This is a genomic window from Alkalihalobacillus alcalophilus ATCC 27647 = CGMCC 1.3604 (genome assembly GCF_000292245.2).
GTDB classification, from domain to species: domain Bacteria; phylum Bacillota; class Bacilli; order Bacillales; family Bacillaceae_D; genus Alkalihalobacillus; species Alkalihalobacillus alcalophilus.
In genome coordinates, this window is sequence record NZ_ALPT02000042.1 from 19,907 (window position 1) to 36,707 (window position 16,801).

A 16,801-nucleotide genomic window follows, 5' to 3' on the forward strand; every position below is an offset into this window, starting at 1 on the left:
AATCCCGTCTCTATATATTTAGAGACGAGATTTACCCGCGGTACCACTCTGATTGTTCAAAATACGAACCTGCTTTCAACTAGATAACGGCTAGCACCGGCATTCCCTACTACTCATTTCAGGATGCATCTCAGAAGTGCGCTTCATCATGGCTTTGTTATTAGGCTCACACCAACCCTAACTCGCTTAAACTCCCCCATCACTACTCTCTTCCTCACAGACGAATATATTTCTAGATATTATACTCAAAAAGTTTGCAACTGGCAAATGGAATTTTTTTCGCTTTAAAGTAGATTCGTTTCATTTAAGAAAAAATGGGGAAAATACAACTATTAAGGGAATTTCCAAAAGGAGCGGAGCAATGAACGAACAAAAAATATACGATATGATTGGTGTAGGGATTGGCCCATTTAATTTAAGTATTCCAGCAATTCTCTCAAAAGTTGAATTAACCTTCAGCTATCTTTTTTCCCATAATGCGAGGATTTGTTTAAAGAAAAGGCAAAAGGGAATAGCCTTTATAAGCAATCCCGATAGTAAAAGCCTTGAAGGAGGAATCTGAAATGACAACCAATAAAAACAAAACAAGAAAAAACGATCCTGATAAATTTAAAAAAGACAAAAAATCTCAAGAGGAAGTCGACCAATTGATCATGCCGATTGATGACTTACCACTTGAAGAAATAGAAGAAGACATGAAAGACGAGCGGAACAAAAAGAAAACAAAAAACCGTTCATCTAGTGATAAATCATAGCCTAGAAAAAACCATGTCCTCTTTGGAGGCGTAGTTTTTCTGATCGGTTCCATCATGTTTTCCGTATCCTCACGTCTCCCTCTTGAGCCTTTTCCTCATCCCACTGTACATGGATTTCAAATGTGCCCTCTTCAAAAAAGAAAGGCATTCGACGACGAATGGATTTTTGCATCGGTATATGCTCTAACTCGCTTATACGAATCCATTCCGGTTCACCTTCTGATCCAGCTTTAATTTCGCCTTCAAAATCAGTTGTTAAGTAATTAAAAATCATATGACGCTCCATTTTGACTGGATTTACATATTCATAAAGCCCTTTGTATTGAAGGTTTTTCACCTTTAAACCGGTCTCTTCATATACCTCACGAATCGCTCCTTCCACAAAACTCTCCGGAAAATCAACTTTACCTCCTGGTGGAATATACCCTTTAAAGTAATCATGTTGTCGATTTAATAACAACACTCTGTCCCGCTCTTGAACCATACAAACCGTCCAGAATTTATATTGAATCTCTTGCATCCAATCTCCTCAATTCCTATTTTTCTATGTAAATATGATATGATTTTAAAAAAGTATTAATCGTCAGAAGGAGTACTCTTTATGAGCATCATTGAGAAATTTCAAACGTTCATTATTTTATTAGCTGTAGGAGTTGGACTGCTTTTCGGTCAAGTCCCCTTTATCGAAGCCCAAGCAGGTTCATTCATTTTGCCGTTTTTATTGTTCATGTTATACGGTTTATTTTTAACAACTCCCATTGATAATCTTAAAAAAGCTTTTAAAAACATTCCCTTTTTAAGCACAAATGTACTTATTAACTTTATTTGGACTCCCATTCTCGCTTGGTTACTAGGGGCTGTCTTTCTATCCGATCACCCGGCATTATGGCTTGGGTTTATTTTGCTGCTCGTCACACCTTGTACAGATTGGTATTTAGTTTTTACTTCGATTGCCAAAGGAAATATTGCTTTATCGACATCGGTCTTACCCATTAACTTAATTTTACAAGTTATTCTATTGCCTGTGTATTTTTTTATTTTTGCTGGCACGATGGAGACAGTCGCTTTCTCATCGATTATCGAAAGTGTTGTTTTCGTACTGTTACTCCCTCTTTTCTTAGCGGCAGTCACACGCTATCTATTCAAAAATAGACAGAACATACTCCAAGAAAAGATCATACCGTTTTTTGCAACATCACAAATCATCTTTTTATCATTAGCAATAGTCGCGATGTTCGCTTCACAAGGCTCGTATTTATTAGCGAACTTAGAGGTTATTTATTTATTACTTATTCCATTATTACTTTTCTTTAGCATCAATTTTCTTGTGGCTCAAACTGTTGGCAAAGTGCTGAAATTCTCATTCGAGGACACAACTAGTTTAAATTTAACGATTATCGCTCGAAATTCACCGATCGCCTTAGCAATTGTCGTCATAGCTTTTCCCGAGCAACCTCTTATCGCCTTAGCACTAGTGATTGGTCCACTAATCGAACTACCCGTCCTCGCCGCCGTCTCACAAATTTTATTAATGATGAAAAAAAGAACAGTCGCTTGAGCTGTTCTTTTTTGATGCTCTTCAATTGAAGAAATGCCTCTACTATCCAAGCAATAGTAAAATGTCCTAAGACTTGTTTTATTGGACAATCTGGTAGCTGCTGTTTCCCTATTTGTCTTAGAACCTTGGTTTATAGGACAAACCGATAACACTCCTTCCCTTGTTTGTCTTAGAACCTTGGTTTATAGGACAAATCGATAACATTCCTTCCCTTGTTTGTCTTAGAACCTTGGTTTATAGGACAAACCGAAGCTGATCGTTCTTTATTTGTCTCAGAAACAGGTTCTATAGGACAACTTTCTACAGGTGGTTCTCTCTTTCTGTCCAATAAACCCTTATACACTCCCAAAGCCAAACTTACCAACTCACTAGAAACTCCATAAAAAAAACCCTTAGATAAAGCTATCTAAAGGTAAATACATCGCAAATATTTAGTATCGAATCTATCTTATTTCGTTCCAGTCGAACCGTGTCCACCACGGTTTTCATTTTCAAGCTTTTCAACTTCAACAAATTCAATCGCTGGCATTTTTTTCATGATTCTAAATTGACAAATTCGATCATTTTCCTCAATTACCGTATCTCTTAAGGCATAAGCAGGGAAAAACCACTGATCATTATCACCTTTATACGATTCATCGATGATACCCATAGAATTCGTTTGGATAATGCCGAAGTTTTTGAACGTACTTGAACGAGGAACGACATGGCCTTCATACCCTTCAGGCAACTCCATCGCAATTCCTAGTGGGATTAATTTAAATTCATCTTTTTTTAACTCGACTGTTTCAGCAGCACGTAAATCAATCCAATCGCCTTGTACGATTTTATCGGCCCTTACAAGATTATCATTAAAGTATTTAATTCTTATTTGCTCTGTTGACATCGTATTCTCCTTTTTCATAACAAAGAAAATAGGGACTAAACGCGCTAGTCCCTCTCTCTTCTTAATAATCGTAGTCTGATTCGTCCATATCTTCAACAACTGAAAGCAAGTAACCATTTCCAACTGTTGAGAAGAAATCGTGATTCGTTGTACCAGTGGATAATCCATTAATGACAATCGGATTGACATCATCCGCTGTATCCGGAAATAACGGAGCTAAACCAAGGTTCATTAACGCTTTGTTTGCATTATAACGTAAAAAGACTTTCACATCCTCTGTCCAACCGACTTGATCATATAGAGAGGCTGTATATTTCACTTCATTCTCATATAATTGATACAACAATGAATAAGTCCACGTTTTTAACGACTCTTTTTCCGAATCGGACAGTTTATTAAATCCAACTTTGAATTTATAACCGATATACGCCCCATGTGCCGATTCATCGCGGATAATCAACTTAATGACTTCAGCTACATTGATCAGTTTCGCTCTACCTAAATAATAGAGTGGTGTATAAAAACCAGAATAAAAGAGGAATGATTCCAAGAAAACACTTGCTACTTTTTTCTCTAAAGGAGAACCATTTTTGTAAACTTCATCAATAATACGGGCTTTCGTTTGAAGGAAATCATCTTCACGTGCCCATCTAAAAATATCTTCAATTTCCTTCTTCGTATTTAACGTACTAAAAATCGAAGAATAACTTCGTGCATGCTCTGACTCCATAAATTGAATGTTATTCAACACCGCAATTTCATGTTGAGTTTTCGCATCTTTTCTTAGTGCATCAATACCTGATTCTGATTGAAGCGTATCAAGCATTGTGAGTCCGCCGAAAACTTTCTCCACTAAGCGCTTTTCTTCATCGGGTAACTTTGTCCAATCCGAACGATCTTTCGATACTGGCATACGAGTCGATAACCAAAATTGTTCCGTTAACTTCTCATAGGTGATTTTATCGATCGCGTCTTCTATATTATTCCAATTGACTGCTTCATAAGCTGCATAGTCCGTCACCAATTAAAACCTCCCTAAATGCTGCACGATTCACAATAGTTGGCACCAACTTCAGTTCCATCATCCGTATAGGTTCTAATATAATAAACGGATTTAATGCCTTTTTTCCATGCATAGTTTCTTAAAATATTTAAGTCTCTTGTTGTTTTTTTCGTCGGATAATCACTATTCACTTTCCACTCATATAGTCCTTCTGGTAATTCAGATCTTAAAAATAAGGTCATACTTAATCCTTGGTCGACATGCTTTTGTGCGGTCGCATACGTATCAATAATCTTTCGTTGATCGATATCGTAAGCAGACTCGTAATGTGGAATCGTTTCACTCGTTAAATAAGGGGCTGGATAATACACTTTCCCACGTTTACCCTCTGTACGTTCCTCAATCCTTTGCGTAATCGGATGAATCGAGGCGGTTGCTTCATTCACATAAGAAATCGAGCCAGTAGGGGCCACAGCGAGTCGGTACGCATTATAAATTCCATGTTCCATTACGGACGCTTTAAGCTTCTCCCAATCTTCGTGACGGGGAATAAAAATATCTTCAAAGATTTCTTTTATTTTCTCATGCTTAAACGAAAAGTCCTCTTCCGCTAAATATTTATCAAAATACTCACCTGTTGCATATTTAGACTTTTCAAAATCGTAAAAAGTCTTTCCTGTTTCAATCGAAACTCGATTACTTTCGGTAAGTGTCCAATAGTTTAATAACATAAAATAAATATCCGTAAACTCGATCGCTTCAGGAGATCCGTAATAAATCTGGTTTTTCGCTAAGAAACCATGCAAATTCATCGCTCCAAGACCGACTGAATGATACATATCATTACCATTTTTTACAGAAGGAACGACATCAATACTTGAATGGTCTGTCACATATGTTAAAGCACGAAGCATCGTTCGTACGGATTTCCCAAGGTCAGGAGATTTCATTAAGTTCGCGACATTTGTTGAACCTAAATTACAACTAACATCATTTCCTAATTGAGCGTATGTCTGGTCATTATTAATCATAGAATCTTTATGCACTTGAAAGATTTCAGTACAAAGATTTGACATAATCACATGTCCGTCTATCGGATTTTCACGATTCACCGTATCGATATTAATAATATACGGATAGCCACTCTCATTTTGAAGATTACTAATTTCCGTCTCTAAATCTCTCGCTTTGATTTTCGATTTTCGAATTTCAGGGTTGTCGACCATGTTGTCATATTCTTTTGTGATGTCCACATAAGAAAATGGTTTCCCATACACTTTTTCAACATCATGTGGTGAGAATAAATACATAAAGTCGTTACTTTTTGTTAGTTCATAAAATTTATCAGGCACAACAAGGCCAAGCGATAAAGTCTTAATTCTTACTTTCTCATCCGCATTTTCTTTTCGAACCGATAAGAAATCAACAATATCAGGATGGAAAATATTCAAATAAACAACCCCGGCACCATCTCTTGCTCCACCTTGATTGGCATAAGAAAAAGCATCCTCAAACATTTTCATGACAGGTACTACCCCATCAGCTAGTCCATAAATGCCTCTGATTGGATCATTATTTGCACGGACGTTCGATAAACTAATTCCAACTCCGCCACCTAATTTAGATAATTGTAATGCTGAATTAATACTTCTACCAATGGAATTCATATCATCAGAAACCGTTAATAGAAAACAAGACACCATTTCACCCGATCTCTTTTTACCGATATTTAGGAATGTTGGAGTCGCTGGTTGATAACGTTGGTTAATTAATTCCTCCGCTAAATCTAAAGCCAATTGTTCATCCCCATCCGCAATCGAAAGAGCATTAAAAGCCAAACGATCCTCATATCTTTCTAAAAAACGCTGACCATCATCGGTTTTCATCGCATATTGGGAATAAAATTTATAAGCCCCCATAAAAGAACGAAAACGAAACTTATGATTATAAATCGATTTAAATACTTTTTTAACAAACTTTCGGTCATATTTATTTAAAAAATCCTCTTTTATATAGTCATTCTCAATCAAATAATCGAGCTTCTCATCTAACGAATGAAAAAAGACCGTATTTGGATTTACATATTCTAAAAAGTAAGCTTTTACGGCTTCTCTATCTTTATCAATTTGAATCTTGCCTTCCTTTGGCAAGTTCAATAGATTGTTTAAGGTAAAATAAGTATCCTCTTTTACCTTTTTACTTAATTCCGGTGCCTGCATAGTGGTTCAATTCCTCCTTGAAATTCAGTAAGTCATTATTCGTCCCACTAAATTCAAATGTATATAATAAAGGCTTATTATACTTTTTGGACAAGTCCTTAGCATTAAAACAATAATCGCCATCAAAATTTAAATTACCACTGCCTACGAACCCTATTAAATGGCTCCTATTCATCTGGTAATCAACAAAAGAACTAATCACCTCAGTAATTTGCTCATCATAGCTTGGGACAATCACAATAAAGGGTTCATCCATTTCTTCACAAGGATCGCTGTAATTTATTTCAACAGACTTCATCCCTGTTTTTTCCACAAATTCTCTAACATTCCCAGTTAAAGAAAGATAGGCAATGAGCAATTTAATTCAACACCAATTCTTTTAATTTATCTGGTTGAAATCCTGTAAATGGTTCTGTCCCATCTGCCACAACGACTGGCATTTGACGTAAATTTAGGGTATTCACAACATAATCAAAAGCCTTTTGATCTTCTTCAATATTAAAAGCTTGAAACTCAATACCTTCTCCATTTAAAACGACTTTTGTCATTTCACATTGCGGACAACCGTTCTTTGTATACACTGTCACTTTTGACATAATTATGACCACCATTCTTTTATTTATTATTCATATTCATAAGCAAACCTAGACAAATTAAAGAGATAAAGCCCTATTCTATAAGCCTCTCGATCATATAGAAATATTTTCGTGAGTAATAGATTTGTTTTATCTACTTATATCGTATATACTTTTAAAAGTGTGCGAAATTAGGGCTTGACAAATTCTTAACCATCGTCAATATATTGATGTTCTTATCACATATTAACACAATATATAGCGACTAACAACAAATTTAATTCGACTCTCTCATAAAAAAAAAGATTTAAAAAAATCGCATATTTCTTTCTCTCATATCACTCTTTCCCCTCATTTAATTGAGGACAAACACCCGATTATTTTATTATTTATCGACTCTTATAATAGGACATTCCCTTTTAAATTTAGAACATTTTTTTAGCATCAATCGACAAAACTCTACGTATGGCCTATGACATTTAATAGGATATTTATGACTTATTGCATCCATATTTTATTCATGCTACAATTTTATTATTATTTACGGAAAGGAATGATGGGTGGACGATGGATAACTAACCTATTTTTTACATTTGAAATCGTATATTTCAGATTATAAAACATAGGATTAGTCTGCCCATTTTTCTATAAACGTTTGAGCTATATGATTATATGGCTTCATTTAGGTACGTTAAAATGCGACTAATCCTTCCATGTCTATTGGGAGGATTTTTTTATTCTCCTAAAAAAGAAGGGGGAAATTTTAATGAAAGAATTATTACAACTACAAAATATCAGCTATGAAATAAATGATCAGACTATTTTTGAGAAGGTAAACACAAATATTCAACAAGGGGATATCATTGGGATCATTGGAAAAAACGGAGCTGGGAAATCGACTTTGTTACAGCTACTAAATCGTGATTTAGTCCCGACAACAGGGCAAATTAAACAAATACAAAACCATCTCAAAATCACGATCGTTGAGCAAGAAACCGAATCCCATTCTTTTGATAACATCACCAATCAAGAAGAAATCCTATTAAAGAAATGGGACGTTCCAGTTCGCGTTTACGCACAATTAAGTGGCGGAGAAAAATTAAAAGCACGCCTTGCTAGAGGTTTAGCAAAAGAGACCGCTCTTTTATTACTCGATGAACCGACCAATCATCTTGATCAACAAAGCTTAGACTTTTTAACAAAACAACTAAAAAGTTATCACGGTACCGTTATTTTAGTCTCACATGATCGCTATTTTTTAGATGAAGTGGCAACAAAAATTTGGTCCATTGAGCATAAAAAGGTCTACGCCCATACTGGCAATTACTCAAGTTATATGGAAGCACGCGAACAAAAAAGACTAACACAGCAGCGTGAATACGAAAAGCAACAAAAAATGGTCGAGCGCATTGAAGGACAAATGAATCAGTTGACCTCATGGGCTCAATCAGGTCATGCACAATCGACTAAAAAAGAAGGCTTCAAAGAATATTATCGTGTCAAAGCAAAACGTCTAGATTCACAAGTACAATCCAAGCAAAAACGATTAGAGAAAGAACTCGAAAGAATCAAAGCTAAACCACTTGAGCCTGAATATGAAGTTCATTTTTCGATGGAATCCACCCACAAAGTTGGGAAAAGATTTTTAGAAGTCAAAAATCTAGCTAAAACATTTGGCAAGCAAACTCTATTTCAAAATGTTCATTTTACGATTCAACATGGTGAAAAAGTTTCCGTTACGGGGCCAAATGGAAGTGGCAAAACAACTTTTTTGAAAATGATTGTTGGAGAAGAGACTGGCGAAGGGGATATTTGGATTTCTCCATCAGCTAAAATAGGTTATTTAACACAGGAGGTATTTGACCTTCCCCTTCGGCAAACGCCAGAGCAACTTTTTTATCAGGAAACCTTTTCAGGAAGAGGACATGTCCAAAATTTAATGAAACATTTAGGCTTCAGTGCTTCGCAATGGACGGAACCGATTCAAAATATGAGTATGGGTGAACGAGTAAAGATTAAGTTGATGAAGTATATTTTAGAGGAAAAAGATGTCCTTATTTTAGATGAACCAACCAATCATCTGGACCTACCTTCTCGTGAACAGCTTGAAGATACTTTGGCACAGTATACAGGAACACTGCTGATCGTTTCCCACGATCGTTATTTTCTCGAAAAAACAACTGACATCAATCTTATTTTTTCTGAGAAAGGTATCTACAAGCAGCTAAATGGAAACGAATCCTCACCCAAAACAAATGATATTGAAGAATTAAGGTTAAAACTTGAAACAGAACGACAGGAAGTGTTAGGTAAACTGAGCTTTATAAGCCCTAGCAGTAAAGAATATACAGAACTCGATCAAAAGTTTAATGAACTTACTAAAAAAATAAAGGAACTTTCTTAAGAACCACGAAAAACACCTCAATCTACTTGATTGGGGTGTTTTTCGTGGTTCTATGTTCTTTATCAACTTTAATCGCCCCTGTTAGAAGGAGACTAAAACGTATGTTGCCACAACGACATTCAACGTGGCTTCTAAAAGTGAAATCATCATAAAAAGCTCATTACCATAAAAAACCTTTTTCAGGATTATATAGAAAGATTTATAATGATATGGTAAATTATTCAAGACACATACAAATAATGGTTAATATTGAATGGAGGAAAAAAATTTGCAACCAAGAATACAGCTTCTTGATGTGATTAGGGGATTATGTTTATTTGGAATTTTGCAAGCTAATTTACTTATCTTTCAGTATGGGGTGTTTGGGAAAGACGAGCTTGAGCTATTCTCACCTCACTCGGTTGATTGGTTTAGTTACTACGTGGTGAAAATTTTTATTGAAGGAAGCTTTATGCCGATATTCGCCTTTTTATTCGGATATGGCATGGTCATTATGCGAGAAAGAAGCTTATCCGCAGACCAAAAACCAAAAAGGAAATTATTAAGACGTTTTCTCCTCTTAATCATCTTAGGATACTTGCATGGAACATTTATATGGGAAGGTGATATTTTATTAACTTATGGAATCGCAGGTTTACTCTTATTAATGTTCGTCGGTAGACATTCCAAAACACTCTTGATATGGTCTATTACCTTGTTATCTCTCAGTACACTATTAGGTTATGGGGCAAATGATATGTCTGAATTGGATATTAGTGGCTTAAAGGAATATATAGGGTTAGCCAATGTTACTTATAGTGAAGGGACCTATTCAGAAATCAATCAGTTTCGTAATGAGATTATACCCTTTGAATATTTAGGAATACCCGATGAAGCACTCCTTCTCATGGCACTATTAATGCCGCTTATGATTGCTCCTTTATTTTTATTTGGGATGTATGCAGCAAAGAAGCAATGGTTTACCGTTCCTTCAGCAGAAAGAAGGATGTATAAAAAAGGGCTTTTCCTTATCCCGGTAGCCCTATTAGCTAAATCACTTTATTTTATTTTTCCAGAGGTCCACTGGTTAGGAATGTTTTCTTTACTCGGGGCCAACCTTTTAGCATTAGGTTATATTTTTCTCATCGCTTTTCTTTATGAAAAAACAGCACACGCTTCTTCTTTATTTCAAGGTGCCGCAAGCGTTGGTAAATTATCATTAACGAATTACTTAATTCAAAGTATCGTTTGTACACTCATTTTTTATGGTTATGGACTTGGCCTATACGGTAAACTTGGTGTTACATTAGGGTTATTGTTAGGGATAGGACTTTTTCTCTTACAAATGCTTGCGAGCCGATATTATTTAAAGAAATGGAAATACGGTCCATTCGAATACCTTCTTCGTACTTTTACATATTGGTCCTTTATCAAAAAGACGAAATCAAATGAACACACGAAGGAAACAGCTTAAACACAAAAGAAGGGCTGGGACAAAACCCAGCTCTAAATTGAAAAAGTAATAAGTGCCAATAAGAAGAATACTCCCGATAAAGCAAAGTACTTATACAATCGATCACCTTGGATGATTGCCTCTATTCCATCTAATAATGACCCAATCGCAACTAGCAATAAAGTCATCGCTAATAAATTATATTGAAACTCATGAAAGAAAAAGAAAACACACTGAATGAAAATCATAAATAGGATGACTATCCTCGCAATCATAAAAGGTTTTAACGAAGGCTTAGTCGCTTTTTCAAAAAATATACCCATTCTCCCTACCACTGCTCCTTAATAAAAGACTTATTTCTCTATTAAACTATAACGGACAGAATTGATTAACGATTTCCAAAAGACGCTCAGAACTTTCAGATCTGACATTTTCAGCTAACCTTGCCGCTGCAATAATCGGTGCCCATTGAAAAACCTCGATTTTAGATAGTCCGCTTCTCTCACAATAAAGTCGACAATACATCTCGGCTAATTCTAATGAAAAATATGAATACAAAAGATAGGTGCGATAGACGTCAGCACGAATATCCCCAACACTAGAATCGACCCAATCAATAATCGTTACTTTATTATCCGTCTTAATTAAGTTAAATAAATGAAAATCACCATGACAGAGTCTTTTATCAAATGTGATAGAATGTAACTTCTTAATTAACATGTCCTGTTGTTTTTTCTCCAAAATCGATACAGTTTGTATTTGATGCTGGAGCTTTTCCGTCATCAATTCCAATGTAGTATTCGGAACAACCGAATGAATTTGTTGTTGCATATCAATGGATAGGTTCATATAATATTCTGCTTGATCCTTGTTTTCTAATAGAAGCTCGCCTAATGTCTTCCCCTTACTATACTCCATGATGATCGCTTGTTTTCCCTCAATTTTTGTAACATCTAATATTTTAGGAACAGAGAGTCCAAAAGAGTAAGCCCATTTCTGTTTATTAGCCTCATGTATTGACTCTGTTTCAGGCAATTTATCATTATATATTTTGATGATTTTATTTTCGTGAAGATATATTTTTGCTGTATTTCCAGTTGCAATCAGGTTCACTTTATCCCCTACTTTCTATTAACCTGATAAATGAACGCAGACTTAAAGAAAATTACCGATATTGATTATGATTTGGTTCGAATAAGTTCTCATCACTATATCTAACAACCGAAAAGTTATCTACGTTGTAATGTCCATCAAGGAGCTCATTATGGTGGGCAATAATCTTCTCAGCAGACAACGTTTTCGAGTCTGTCGTCGAATGTCCATTACCAACAAGGGTTACATCAAAAGAGTTAACTGTAGCCGTTCTAACCGCTGTATCAATACAATGTTCAGTCTTACATCCCATAATCACCAAGTGCTCTATTTGGTTCCATTGTAAAAATGGAAGTAAATTCGTGTTATAAAATGAATTCGTTGCCTCTTTGTTTATAAAAGTGACTGGACTAGTTGGTATCTTGATTTTATTATGAACCTGAAAACCAGCCCCTCTACCATCAGCAACATCTTTATCTCTTACAAAAATAATATGTACACCTTTTGCTAATGCCTGCTTAATGACGCTGTTTATATTAGCAATTAACTTATCTTTTTGAAACACTTCTTTTTCATCACTATTTCCATCCATTAACTCTTGCTGAGCATCAATAATTAATAACGCCTGATTCATCTTATCTCTCCTATTAGTAAGTAATTAAATTATATAAAACCGAATAAATGAAATGTTCTGATTTTTTATTATACCATTCAAAATTTAAAGAGAATAGGGCTGCTTGCTATATCCTTTTGATGAAATAGGATTTCGTATAATAAAGGGAATGAGATATCAGGAATAAGGTCGTTTTGATACAAAACTTGCTGTAGAACATCAATTCATATTTTTTAGCCCAATTAGATATATATTCAACAGGTGGAAAGCCAGGATTGTTTGACAATCTCTTTCTTTCTTCTAATAGTTTACAAATACTATTATCAATTTCATATAATCCTTCTTCGTAAAAGTTCACTGGTCTTTTCGAATTATACAATTATCTCACCTACCTATTTTATCCATATATTTAATACCATATTTTAGCATTTATATATTTAGAGAGCAACCCATAATAAAGTGATTCATGTAGGTTAAATGAATAGTTGTCAATTACTCTGTGATTTTATGTCTATTTAGTGATAAAACATTGATATGGCTACAAAAAACACATGTGATTTCTACTATGAAATCACATGTGTTTTTGCTTATGAATGGCTTATTTGCACCTCTAAAGTGTAAACCCATTACTTTAGATATTGTGCTTTATCGCTTGGCAACGTCCTACTGCCACTTCGTATTTCTCCTTTCAGCTAACTTTTTCCATATGTGTTGGACGCTCTACCTTGTTGGCGACAATAGTGGATACTATATACATAACAGAGAACAACACAAACAAAATGGAAATACCAAACAAATTTAGGTTTTTCATAATCTCATACAATTGTATTAAGATTACAACTGATAATGCTCTAAACATTTGTCTCCATAAGTTTGAAAAAGAACTACCATCAGATACACTCTCTGCCTTTAAACCATTTAATCCAGCAGTGGTACTAGGCATGCTCATTAGTCCCCACCCTATTGCATGCAATAGGACACCAATTATAAAAAGGGGTATGAGTGATGTAAACACTCCTATTAGCGCACTTCCCAAAGCCATAATTAAAATTCCTTTTTTATTGTAGGAACGGCACCTTTTTTGTCTAATTGCTTTCCTCCTAAACTCATAAAGTACCCAGAAATTAATGCATAGGGCAACATAAAAAAACCAGCGTATACTTCTGAAAAATTCATATACTCCACAATTATGATAGGAACTAGTACTAAAATAGAGTATTGAGAGAAAGTCGCAATAGCCACCAAAGCTTGTGAGTACGCGAAAACAGGTACCTTGAAAACATCAATGGAAAGAATCGGCTCAACAACTTTAAACGTCCTCCATATGTACGCTAATAAAGAAACAATGCCCACTCCCATGATTATTAATCCTGATATGACAGAGTGGCTTAATTCTGTTGTTCCATAGAGAAAACTTATAAGACCTATAACTAATAGCAAATACTCTAGAGCATCAAAATTTCCCCTTTTCTTTTGATTACTTTTGTATCCTCTATATAAAAGGAACATTATTATCAAGAAAGGAAAGTTTATATAAAATAAACTGTTGTAAGATGAAAAAACGCCAAGCATTACTGACGAGAAAGGAGGACCTAAGGCTGGAGCTATAGAAACTACGATACCCCAAACCCCCATCATCGCTCCTCTTTTATTTGAAGGGAAAATTTCATAAACGATCATCATACTAACAGGAATGAGTAATCCGCCAGCAAGACCCATTATGAATCTTGCTATAATTAACGTGCTAAATTCTTGACTGGCTAAACTTCCAATAATTGTACCAATTGTGAACATACACATGCCTACAAATAAGGTCTGAGGCGTTCCCATAAGTCTCGATAAATATGGGGCAATAGGCATCGTAAAGCACATTGCTAAAACGAAAACAGTAATTGACCACTGTGCTGTGTTGTAAGAAATATCAAAGATTCTTACAAGACTCGGCAAAGCAACGTTCATTGACATATTATTAAAAGACACCAAAAAATTAGCAACTAAACTAGATACAAATAGGTAATATACTCTACGATTTGGTTTATCTAGCATAAGTATGATTCAATATTTTTTCTTTAGCAGCGTACAATTTCTCCCACCCAGGGTAGTCGTGCCAATCCGCAAGTTTCTCATCTCCCATACTTTTTGCTGCCAAATGTCTTAAATATTGTCGTCTTATTGGTTGGTTGATATGGAACATAAACCCTTCACCTTGATTATTTTCATAAAATAAATAGTGACCTATCTTTCTATAAACCTCAAACATCTCTTTTTCATTCGCTAAAGTAATTGGAAAAAGTCCATCTTCCTTAAATAGAGGCAGTAAGTCTGACTGAATAGGTACAGCGTGTAAATGACCATGATAGCAAAGTTGTTCACCAGGTTGTACATTACATGCTCCAACTCTTCCATGCTCGTAAAATATACATGAGCCATACAAATCTTGTAAAAATGAACGAGTGTATTCTTTTACAGAGTAAAACTCCTCTCTTAATTCCTTGGGAATTGAACAAATGCAGTGATAATGATCATTGGGAATAATTAAACAGTATCCCTCAACGATTTGCCCTACCGATAGCCAAACAGTATAATTCTTAGTTCTATATACAATTTTATTTTCATCTTGTTCGCAAAAGGTACAAAAATCTGACATTAAATTATCTAACATTTACTCCACTCCTTTAAACATTATATATAGTCGGGGTCTCATAAACTTGAGGAACTTTTATGTTTCTAATATTGCTCAAGTTATGTATAATTTCATCTATAAACCTCAGGAACTTTTCTATTTCTTCATCAGTAGTAAAATGTGAAATACTTACTCTAACACAACCAAACGGATTGGTATTTAAATGCTCGTGTATTAATGGTGCACAAAGTAACCCGGCTCTGGATTTTAACTTTATTCCTTCTTCAAGGAAATGAGAAACCCTGACTGGTTGGACTTTAGAAATATTAAAACTAACTATACCCAATTTATTTTTTCGACTATACACTTCTATATCTTCATAACCGCTAATTCGTTTAACAATCCAATCAGTATTTTTTTCTAGTTTTTTCCCTATTGTATCAATGCTTATAGAGTTTAAATAGTCTAGACTGTGGTATAAAGAATGAATCCCCAGAGAATTTAATGTACCGCTTTCATATTTCAAGGGCAAGCCTTGTGGTTGACTTAAAAGCTCTGACAAAACACCCGTTCCCCCAATCTTTAATGGATTTATCTGAACTTCCGGGTTAATATAAAATCCACCTATCCCTGTACATCCAAGCAACCCCTTATGACCTGTAAAAACAATAAAATCTGCTAAAATATTTTTATTATCAATATGAATATGACCTGCTGTCTGCGAAGTATCAATTAAAAAGTGGGCATCTGTACTTTTTAATTGACTTCCTATTTTTTCAATATCTTGAATAGCACCGGTTACATTTGATCCATGGTTAACAATAACTAATTTAGTATTTTCTTTAACTTTTTTTATAACCGAACTAGCGTTAATAGCTCCATAACTGTCACAATCTACCCAAGAGATTGTAATTATTCCTTTTTCCTTTAAATCTAATAAAGGTCGTAATACAGAGTTATGTTCAGTAGCAGTTGTTACAACATGATCGCCCTGCTCCAATAATCCATAAATGATTACATTTATGGATTCAGTTGCATTACTAGTAAATATCATACTGTTTATAGATTTTACTCCAAAAAAATTTGCAAGTTTCTTTCTTGTTTCATAAATCATATCGGTGTTCTTTTTGCCCGTCGTACGTTGACTATTTCCTTGCTCATAAGCTAAGTAATTGTTAATACCCTCAATTACTGCCTGTGGCTTAGGAAAAGAGGTAGATGCATTGTCAAAATACATTCTGAACCTCCTTTTAGTAACAAAATTAACATAACCAACCAAATAAAGCATACTAAAATATTAGATTTTTTTCAATAAATAACTAAAATTATTAAGTGTTAGGTTAAATTGAATAAATATTAAATTGATAGCCCGAGCGTTCTCTTTATGCATACTAAAAAGCACATCCCTATTGGAATGTGCTTTATCGCTTGGCAACGTCCTACTGTCTCTTCGGTTGTCTTCTTCAGGGAAGTGGGGCATGTCGTTTTTTCCGCGAGGTTTCTCACGAGGTCGTACGAAGACAACCGATTCGTCTCACACCCGATCCCTGGTTGATTCATGAGGCTTTTCCACGATGTGTTTCATGAGGTTCTCTTTTTGAAGCTTATCCTCCGCAGTTGCTGCCCCTACGGGCCAGAGCT

18 protein-coding genes and 1 other annotated feature are annotated in these 16,801 nt (G+C 35.0%); of the genes, 5 read left to right on the forward strand and 13 right to left on the reverse strand.

The features are described from left to right. Positions 1-17: 17 nt before the first annotated feature. Positions 18-227: a binding site (T-box leader), on the reverse strand. Between the two features lie 134 nt (positions 228-361). Beyond that, positions 362-562, forward strand: coding sequence for a SidA/IucD/PvdA family monooxygenase (locus tag BALCAV_RS12405; protein ID WP_003323089.1), 201 nt, complete (start codon positions 362-364; stop codon positions 560-562). Between the two features lies 1 nt (position 563). Next, on the forward strand, positions 564-755 hold the full coding sequence (locus tag BALCAV_RS12410) for a hypothetical protein (RefSeq protein ID WP_003323090.1): 192 nt from the start codon (positions 564-566) through the stop codon (positions 753-755). A 52-nt stretch (positions 756-807) separates the two neighbouring features. On the opposite strand, the gene BALCAV_RS12415 is transcribed toward BALCAV_RS12410, so the two are convergent. Further along, entirely contained in the window at positions 808-1,275 is a 468-nt protein-coding gene (locus tag BALCAV_RS12415; RefSeq protein ID WP_003323091.1) for an 8-oxo-dGTP diphosphatase, read from the reverse strand. An 81-nt stretch (positions 1,276-1,356) separates the two neighbouring features. Here BALCAV_RS12415 and BALCAV_RS12420 point away from each other — a divergent pair, with 81 nt between their 5' ends. After that, on the forward strand, positions 1,357-2,313 hold the full coding sequence (locus tag BALCAV_RS12420) for an arsenic resistance protein (RefSeq protein ID WP_003323092.1): 957 nt from the start codon (positions 1,357-1,359) through the stop codon (positions 2,311-2,313). Between the two features lie 448 nt (positions 2,314-2,761). Here BALCAV_RS12420 and BALCAV_RS12425 read toward each other — a convergent pair whose 3' ends face one another. The 5 genes from BALCAV_RS12425 to BALCAV_RS12445 all read right to left on the reverse strand — a co-directional run bounded on the left by BALCAV_RS12425 (position 2,762) and on the right by BALCAV_RS12445 (position 7,017). Further along, complete coding sequence (locus tag BALCAV_RS12425) at positions 2,762-3,199, reverse strand: dUTP diphosphatase (protein WP_003323095.1); 438 nt, start codon at positions 3,197-3,199, stop codon at positions 2,762-2,764. A 61-nt stretch (positions 3,200-3,260) separates the two neighbouring features. Beyond that, positions 3,261-4,220 carry a class 1b ribonucleoside-diphosphate reductase subunit beta gene (gene nrdF / locus BALCAV_RS12430; RefSeq protein ID WP_003323096.1) on the reverse strand — a complete coding sequence of 320 codons (960 nt, stop codon included), beginning with the start codon at positions 4,218-4,220 and terminating at the stop codon, positions 3,261-3,263. A gap of 14 nt (positions 4,221-4,234) precedes the next feature. Next, entirely contained in the window at positions 4,235-6,421 is a 2,187-nt protein-coding gene (gene nrdE / locus BALCAV_RS12435; protein WP_003323097.1) for a class 1b ribonucleoside-diphosphate reductase subunit alpha, read from the reverse strand. Beyond that, on the reverse strand, positions 6,399-6,779 hold the full coding sequence (nrdI, locus tag BALCAV_RS12440; protein ID WP_003323098.1) for a class Ib ribonucleoside-diphosphate reductase assembly flavoprotein NrdI: 381 nt from the start codon (positions 6,777-6,779) through the stop codon (positions 6,399-6,401). The genes nrdE and nrdI overlap by 23 nt, the downstream gene beginning before the upstream one ends. A 1-nt stretch (position 6,780) precedes the next feature. Beyond that, positions 6,781-7,017: a glutaredoxin domain-containing protein gene (locus tag BALCAV_RS12445; RefSeq protein WP_003323099.1), complete on the reverse strand. Its 237-nt coding sequence runs from the start codon at positions 7,015-7,017 to the stop codon at positions 6,781-6,783. 745 nt (positions 7,018-7,762) lie between these two features. On the opposite strand from BALCAV_RS12445, the gene abc-f reads away from it, so the two are divergent. Together abc-f and BALCAV_RS12455 are read left to right on the forward strand one after the other, a co-directional pair. Next, positions 7,763-9,400 (forward strand): ribosomal protection-like ABC-F family protein, encoded by a 1,638-nt coding sequence (gene abc-f / locus BALCAV_RS12450; RefSeq protein ID WP_003323100.1) that lies wholly within the window; start codon positions 7,763-7,765, stop codon positions 9,398-9,400. Positions 9,401-9,668: 268 nt separating this feature from the next. Next, the gene (locus tag BALCAV_RS12455) at positions 9,669-10,853 is read left to right on the forward strand and encodes a DUF418 domain-containing protein (protein WP_003323101.1); all 1,185 of its coding nucleotides are present in this window, start codon (positions 9,669-9,671) and stop codon (positions 10,851-10,853) included. A 32-nt stretch (positions 10,854-10,885) separates the two neighbouring features. On the opposite strand, the gene BALCAV_RS12460 is transcribed toward BALCAV_RS12455, so the two are convergent. From BALCAV_RS12460 to BALCAV_RS12490, 7 genes are all read right to left on the reverse strand, one after another. Next, complete coding sequence (locus BALCAV_RS12460) at positions 10,886-11,155, reverse strand: hypothetical protein (RefSeq protein ID WP_003323102.1); 270 nt, start codon at positions 11,153-11,155, stop codon at positions 10,886-10,888. A gap of 46 nt (positions 11,156-11,201) precedes the next feature. Continuing rightward, complete coding sequence (locus BALCAV_RS12465; RefSeq protein WP_003323103.1) at positions 11,202-11,945, reverse strand: aminoglycoside phosphotransferase family protein; 744 nt, start codon at positions 11,943-11,945, stop codon at positions 11,202-11,204. A 52-nt stretch (positions 11,946-11,997) separates the two neighbouring features. Next, positions 11,998-12,558, reverse strand: coding sequence for an isochorismatase family protein (locus BALCAV_RS12470; protein ID WP_003323104.1), 561 nt, complete (start codon positions 12,556-12,558; stop codon positions 11,998-12,000). Between the two features lie 667 nt (positions 12,559-13,225). Next, positions 13,226-13,486, reverse strand: a complete 261-nt coding sequence (locus BALCAV_RS12475; RefSeq protein WP_152563048.1) for a hypothetical protein — start codon at positions 13,484-13,486, stop codon at positions 13,226-13,228. Between the two features lie 95 nt (positions 13,487-13,581). Further along, positions 13,582-14,583, reverse strand: coding sequence for an MFS transporter (locus BALCAV_RS12480; RefSeq protein WP_081939277.1), 1,002 nt, complete (start codon positions 14,581-14,583; stop codon positions 13,582-13,584). Further along, the gene (locus tag BALCAV_RS12485) at positions 14,573-15,199 is read right to left on the reverse strand and encodes an HIT family protein (protein ID WP_004428155.1); all 627 of its coding nucleotides are present in this window, start codon (positions 15,197-15,199) and stop codon (positions 14,573-14,575) included. Before BALCAV_RS12485 ends, BALCAV_RS12480 begins: the two co-directional genes overlap by 11 nt. Before the next feature lie 13 nt (positions 15,200-15,212). Continuing rightward, a complete protein-coding gene (locus BALCAV_RS12490; RefSeq protein ID WP_004428156.1) occupies positions 15,213-16,397 on the reverse strand; it encodes an aminotransferase class V-fold PLP-dependent enzyme in 1,185 nt (394 codons plus the stop codon). Between the last annotated feature and the right edge of the window lie 404 nt (positions 16,398-16,801).

Excerpts from the sequence above, each read along its gene's own strand:
- BALCAV_RS12405 (WP_003323089.1), top strand. The coding sequence starts at position 362 with ATGAACGAACAAAAAATATACGATATGATTGGTGTAGGGATTGGCCCA.
- BALCAV_RS12445 (WP_003323099.1), bottom strand. The coding sequence starts at position 7,017 with ATGTCAAAAGTGACAGTGTATACAAAGAACGGTTGTCCGCAATGTGAA.
- BALCAV_RS12415 (WP_003323091.1), bottom strand. The coding sequence starts at position 1,275 with ATGCAAGAGATTCAATATAAATTCTGGACGGTTTGTATGGTTCAAGAG.
- abc-f (WP_003323100.1), top strand. The coding sequence starts at position 7,763 with ATGAAAGAATTATTACAACTACAAAATATCAGCTATGAAATAAATGAT.
- BALCAV_RS12485 (WP_004428155.1), bottom strand. The coding sequence starts at position 15,199 with ATGTTAGATAATTTAATGTCAGATTTTTGTACCTTTTGCGAACAAGAT.
- BALCAV_RS12460 (WP_003323102.1), bottom strand. The coding sequence starts at position 11,155 with ATGGGTATATTTTTTGAAAAAGCGACTAAGCCTTCGTTAAAACCTTTT.
- BALCAV_RS12410 (WP_003323090.1), top strand. The coding sequence starts at position 564 with ATGACAACCAATAAAAACAAAACAAGAAAAAACGATCCTGATAAATTT.
- BALCAV_RS12425 (WP_003323095.1), bottom strand. The coding sequence starts at position 3,199 with ATGTCAACAGAGCAAATAAGAATTAAATACTTTAATGATAATCTTGTA.
- BALCAV_RS12490 (WP_004428156.1), bottom strand. The coding sequence starts at position 16,397 with ATGTATTTTGACAATGCATCTACCTCTTTTCCTAAGCCACAGGCAGTA.
- BALCAV_RS12480 (WP_081939277.1), bottom strand. The coding sequence starts at position 14,583 with ATGCTAGATAAACCAAATCGTAGAGTATATTACCTATTTGTATCTAGT.
- BALCAV_RS12470 (WP_003323104.1), bottom strand. The coding sequence starts at position 12,558 with ATGAATCAGGCGTTATTAATTATTGATGCTCAGCAAGAGTTAATGGAT.
- BALCAV_RS12475 (WP_152563048.1), bottom strand. The coding sequence starts at position 13,486 with ATGAGCATGCCTAGTACCACTGCTGGATTAAATGGTTTAAAGGCAGAG.
- BALCAV_RS12420 (WP_003323092.1), top strand. The coding sequence starts at position 1,357 with ATGAGCATCATTGAGAAATTTCAAACGTTCATTATTTTATTAGCTGTA.
- nrdE (WP_003323097.1), bottom strand. The coding sequence starts at position 6,421 with ATGCAGGCACCGGAATTAAGTAAAAAGGTAAAAGAGGATACTTATTTT.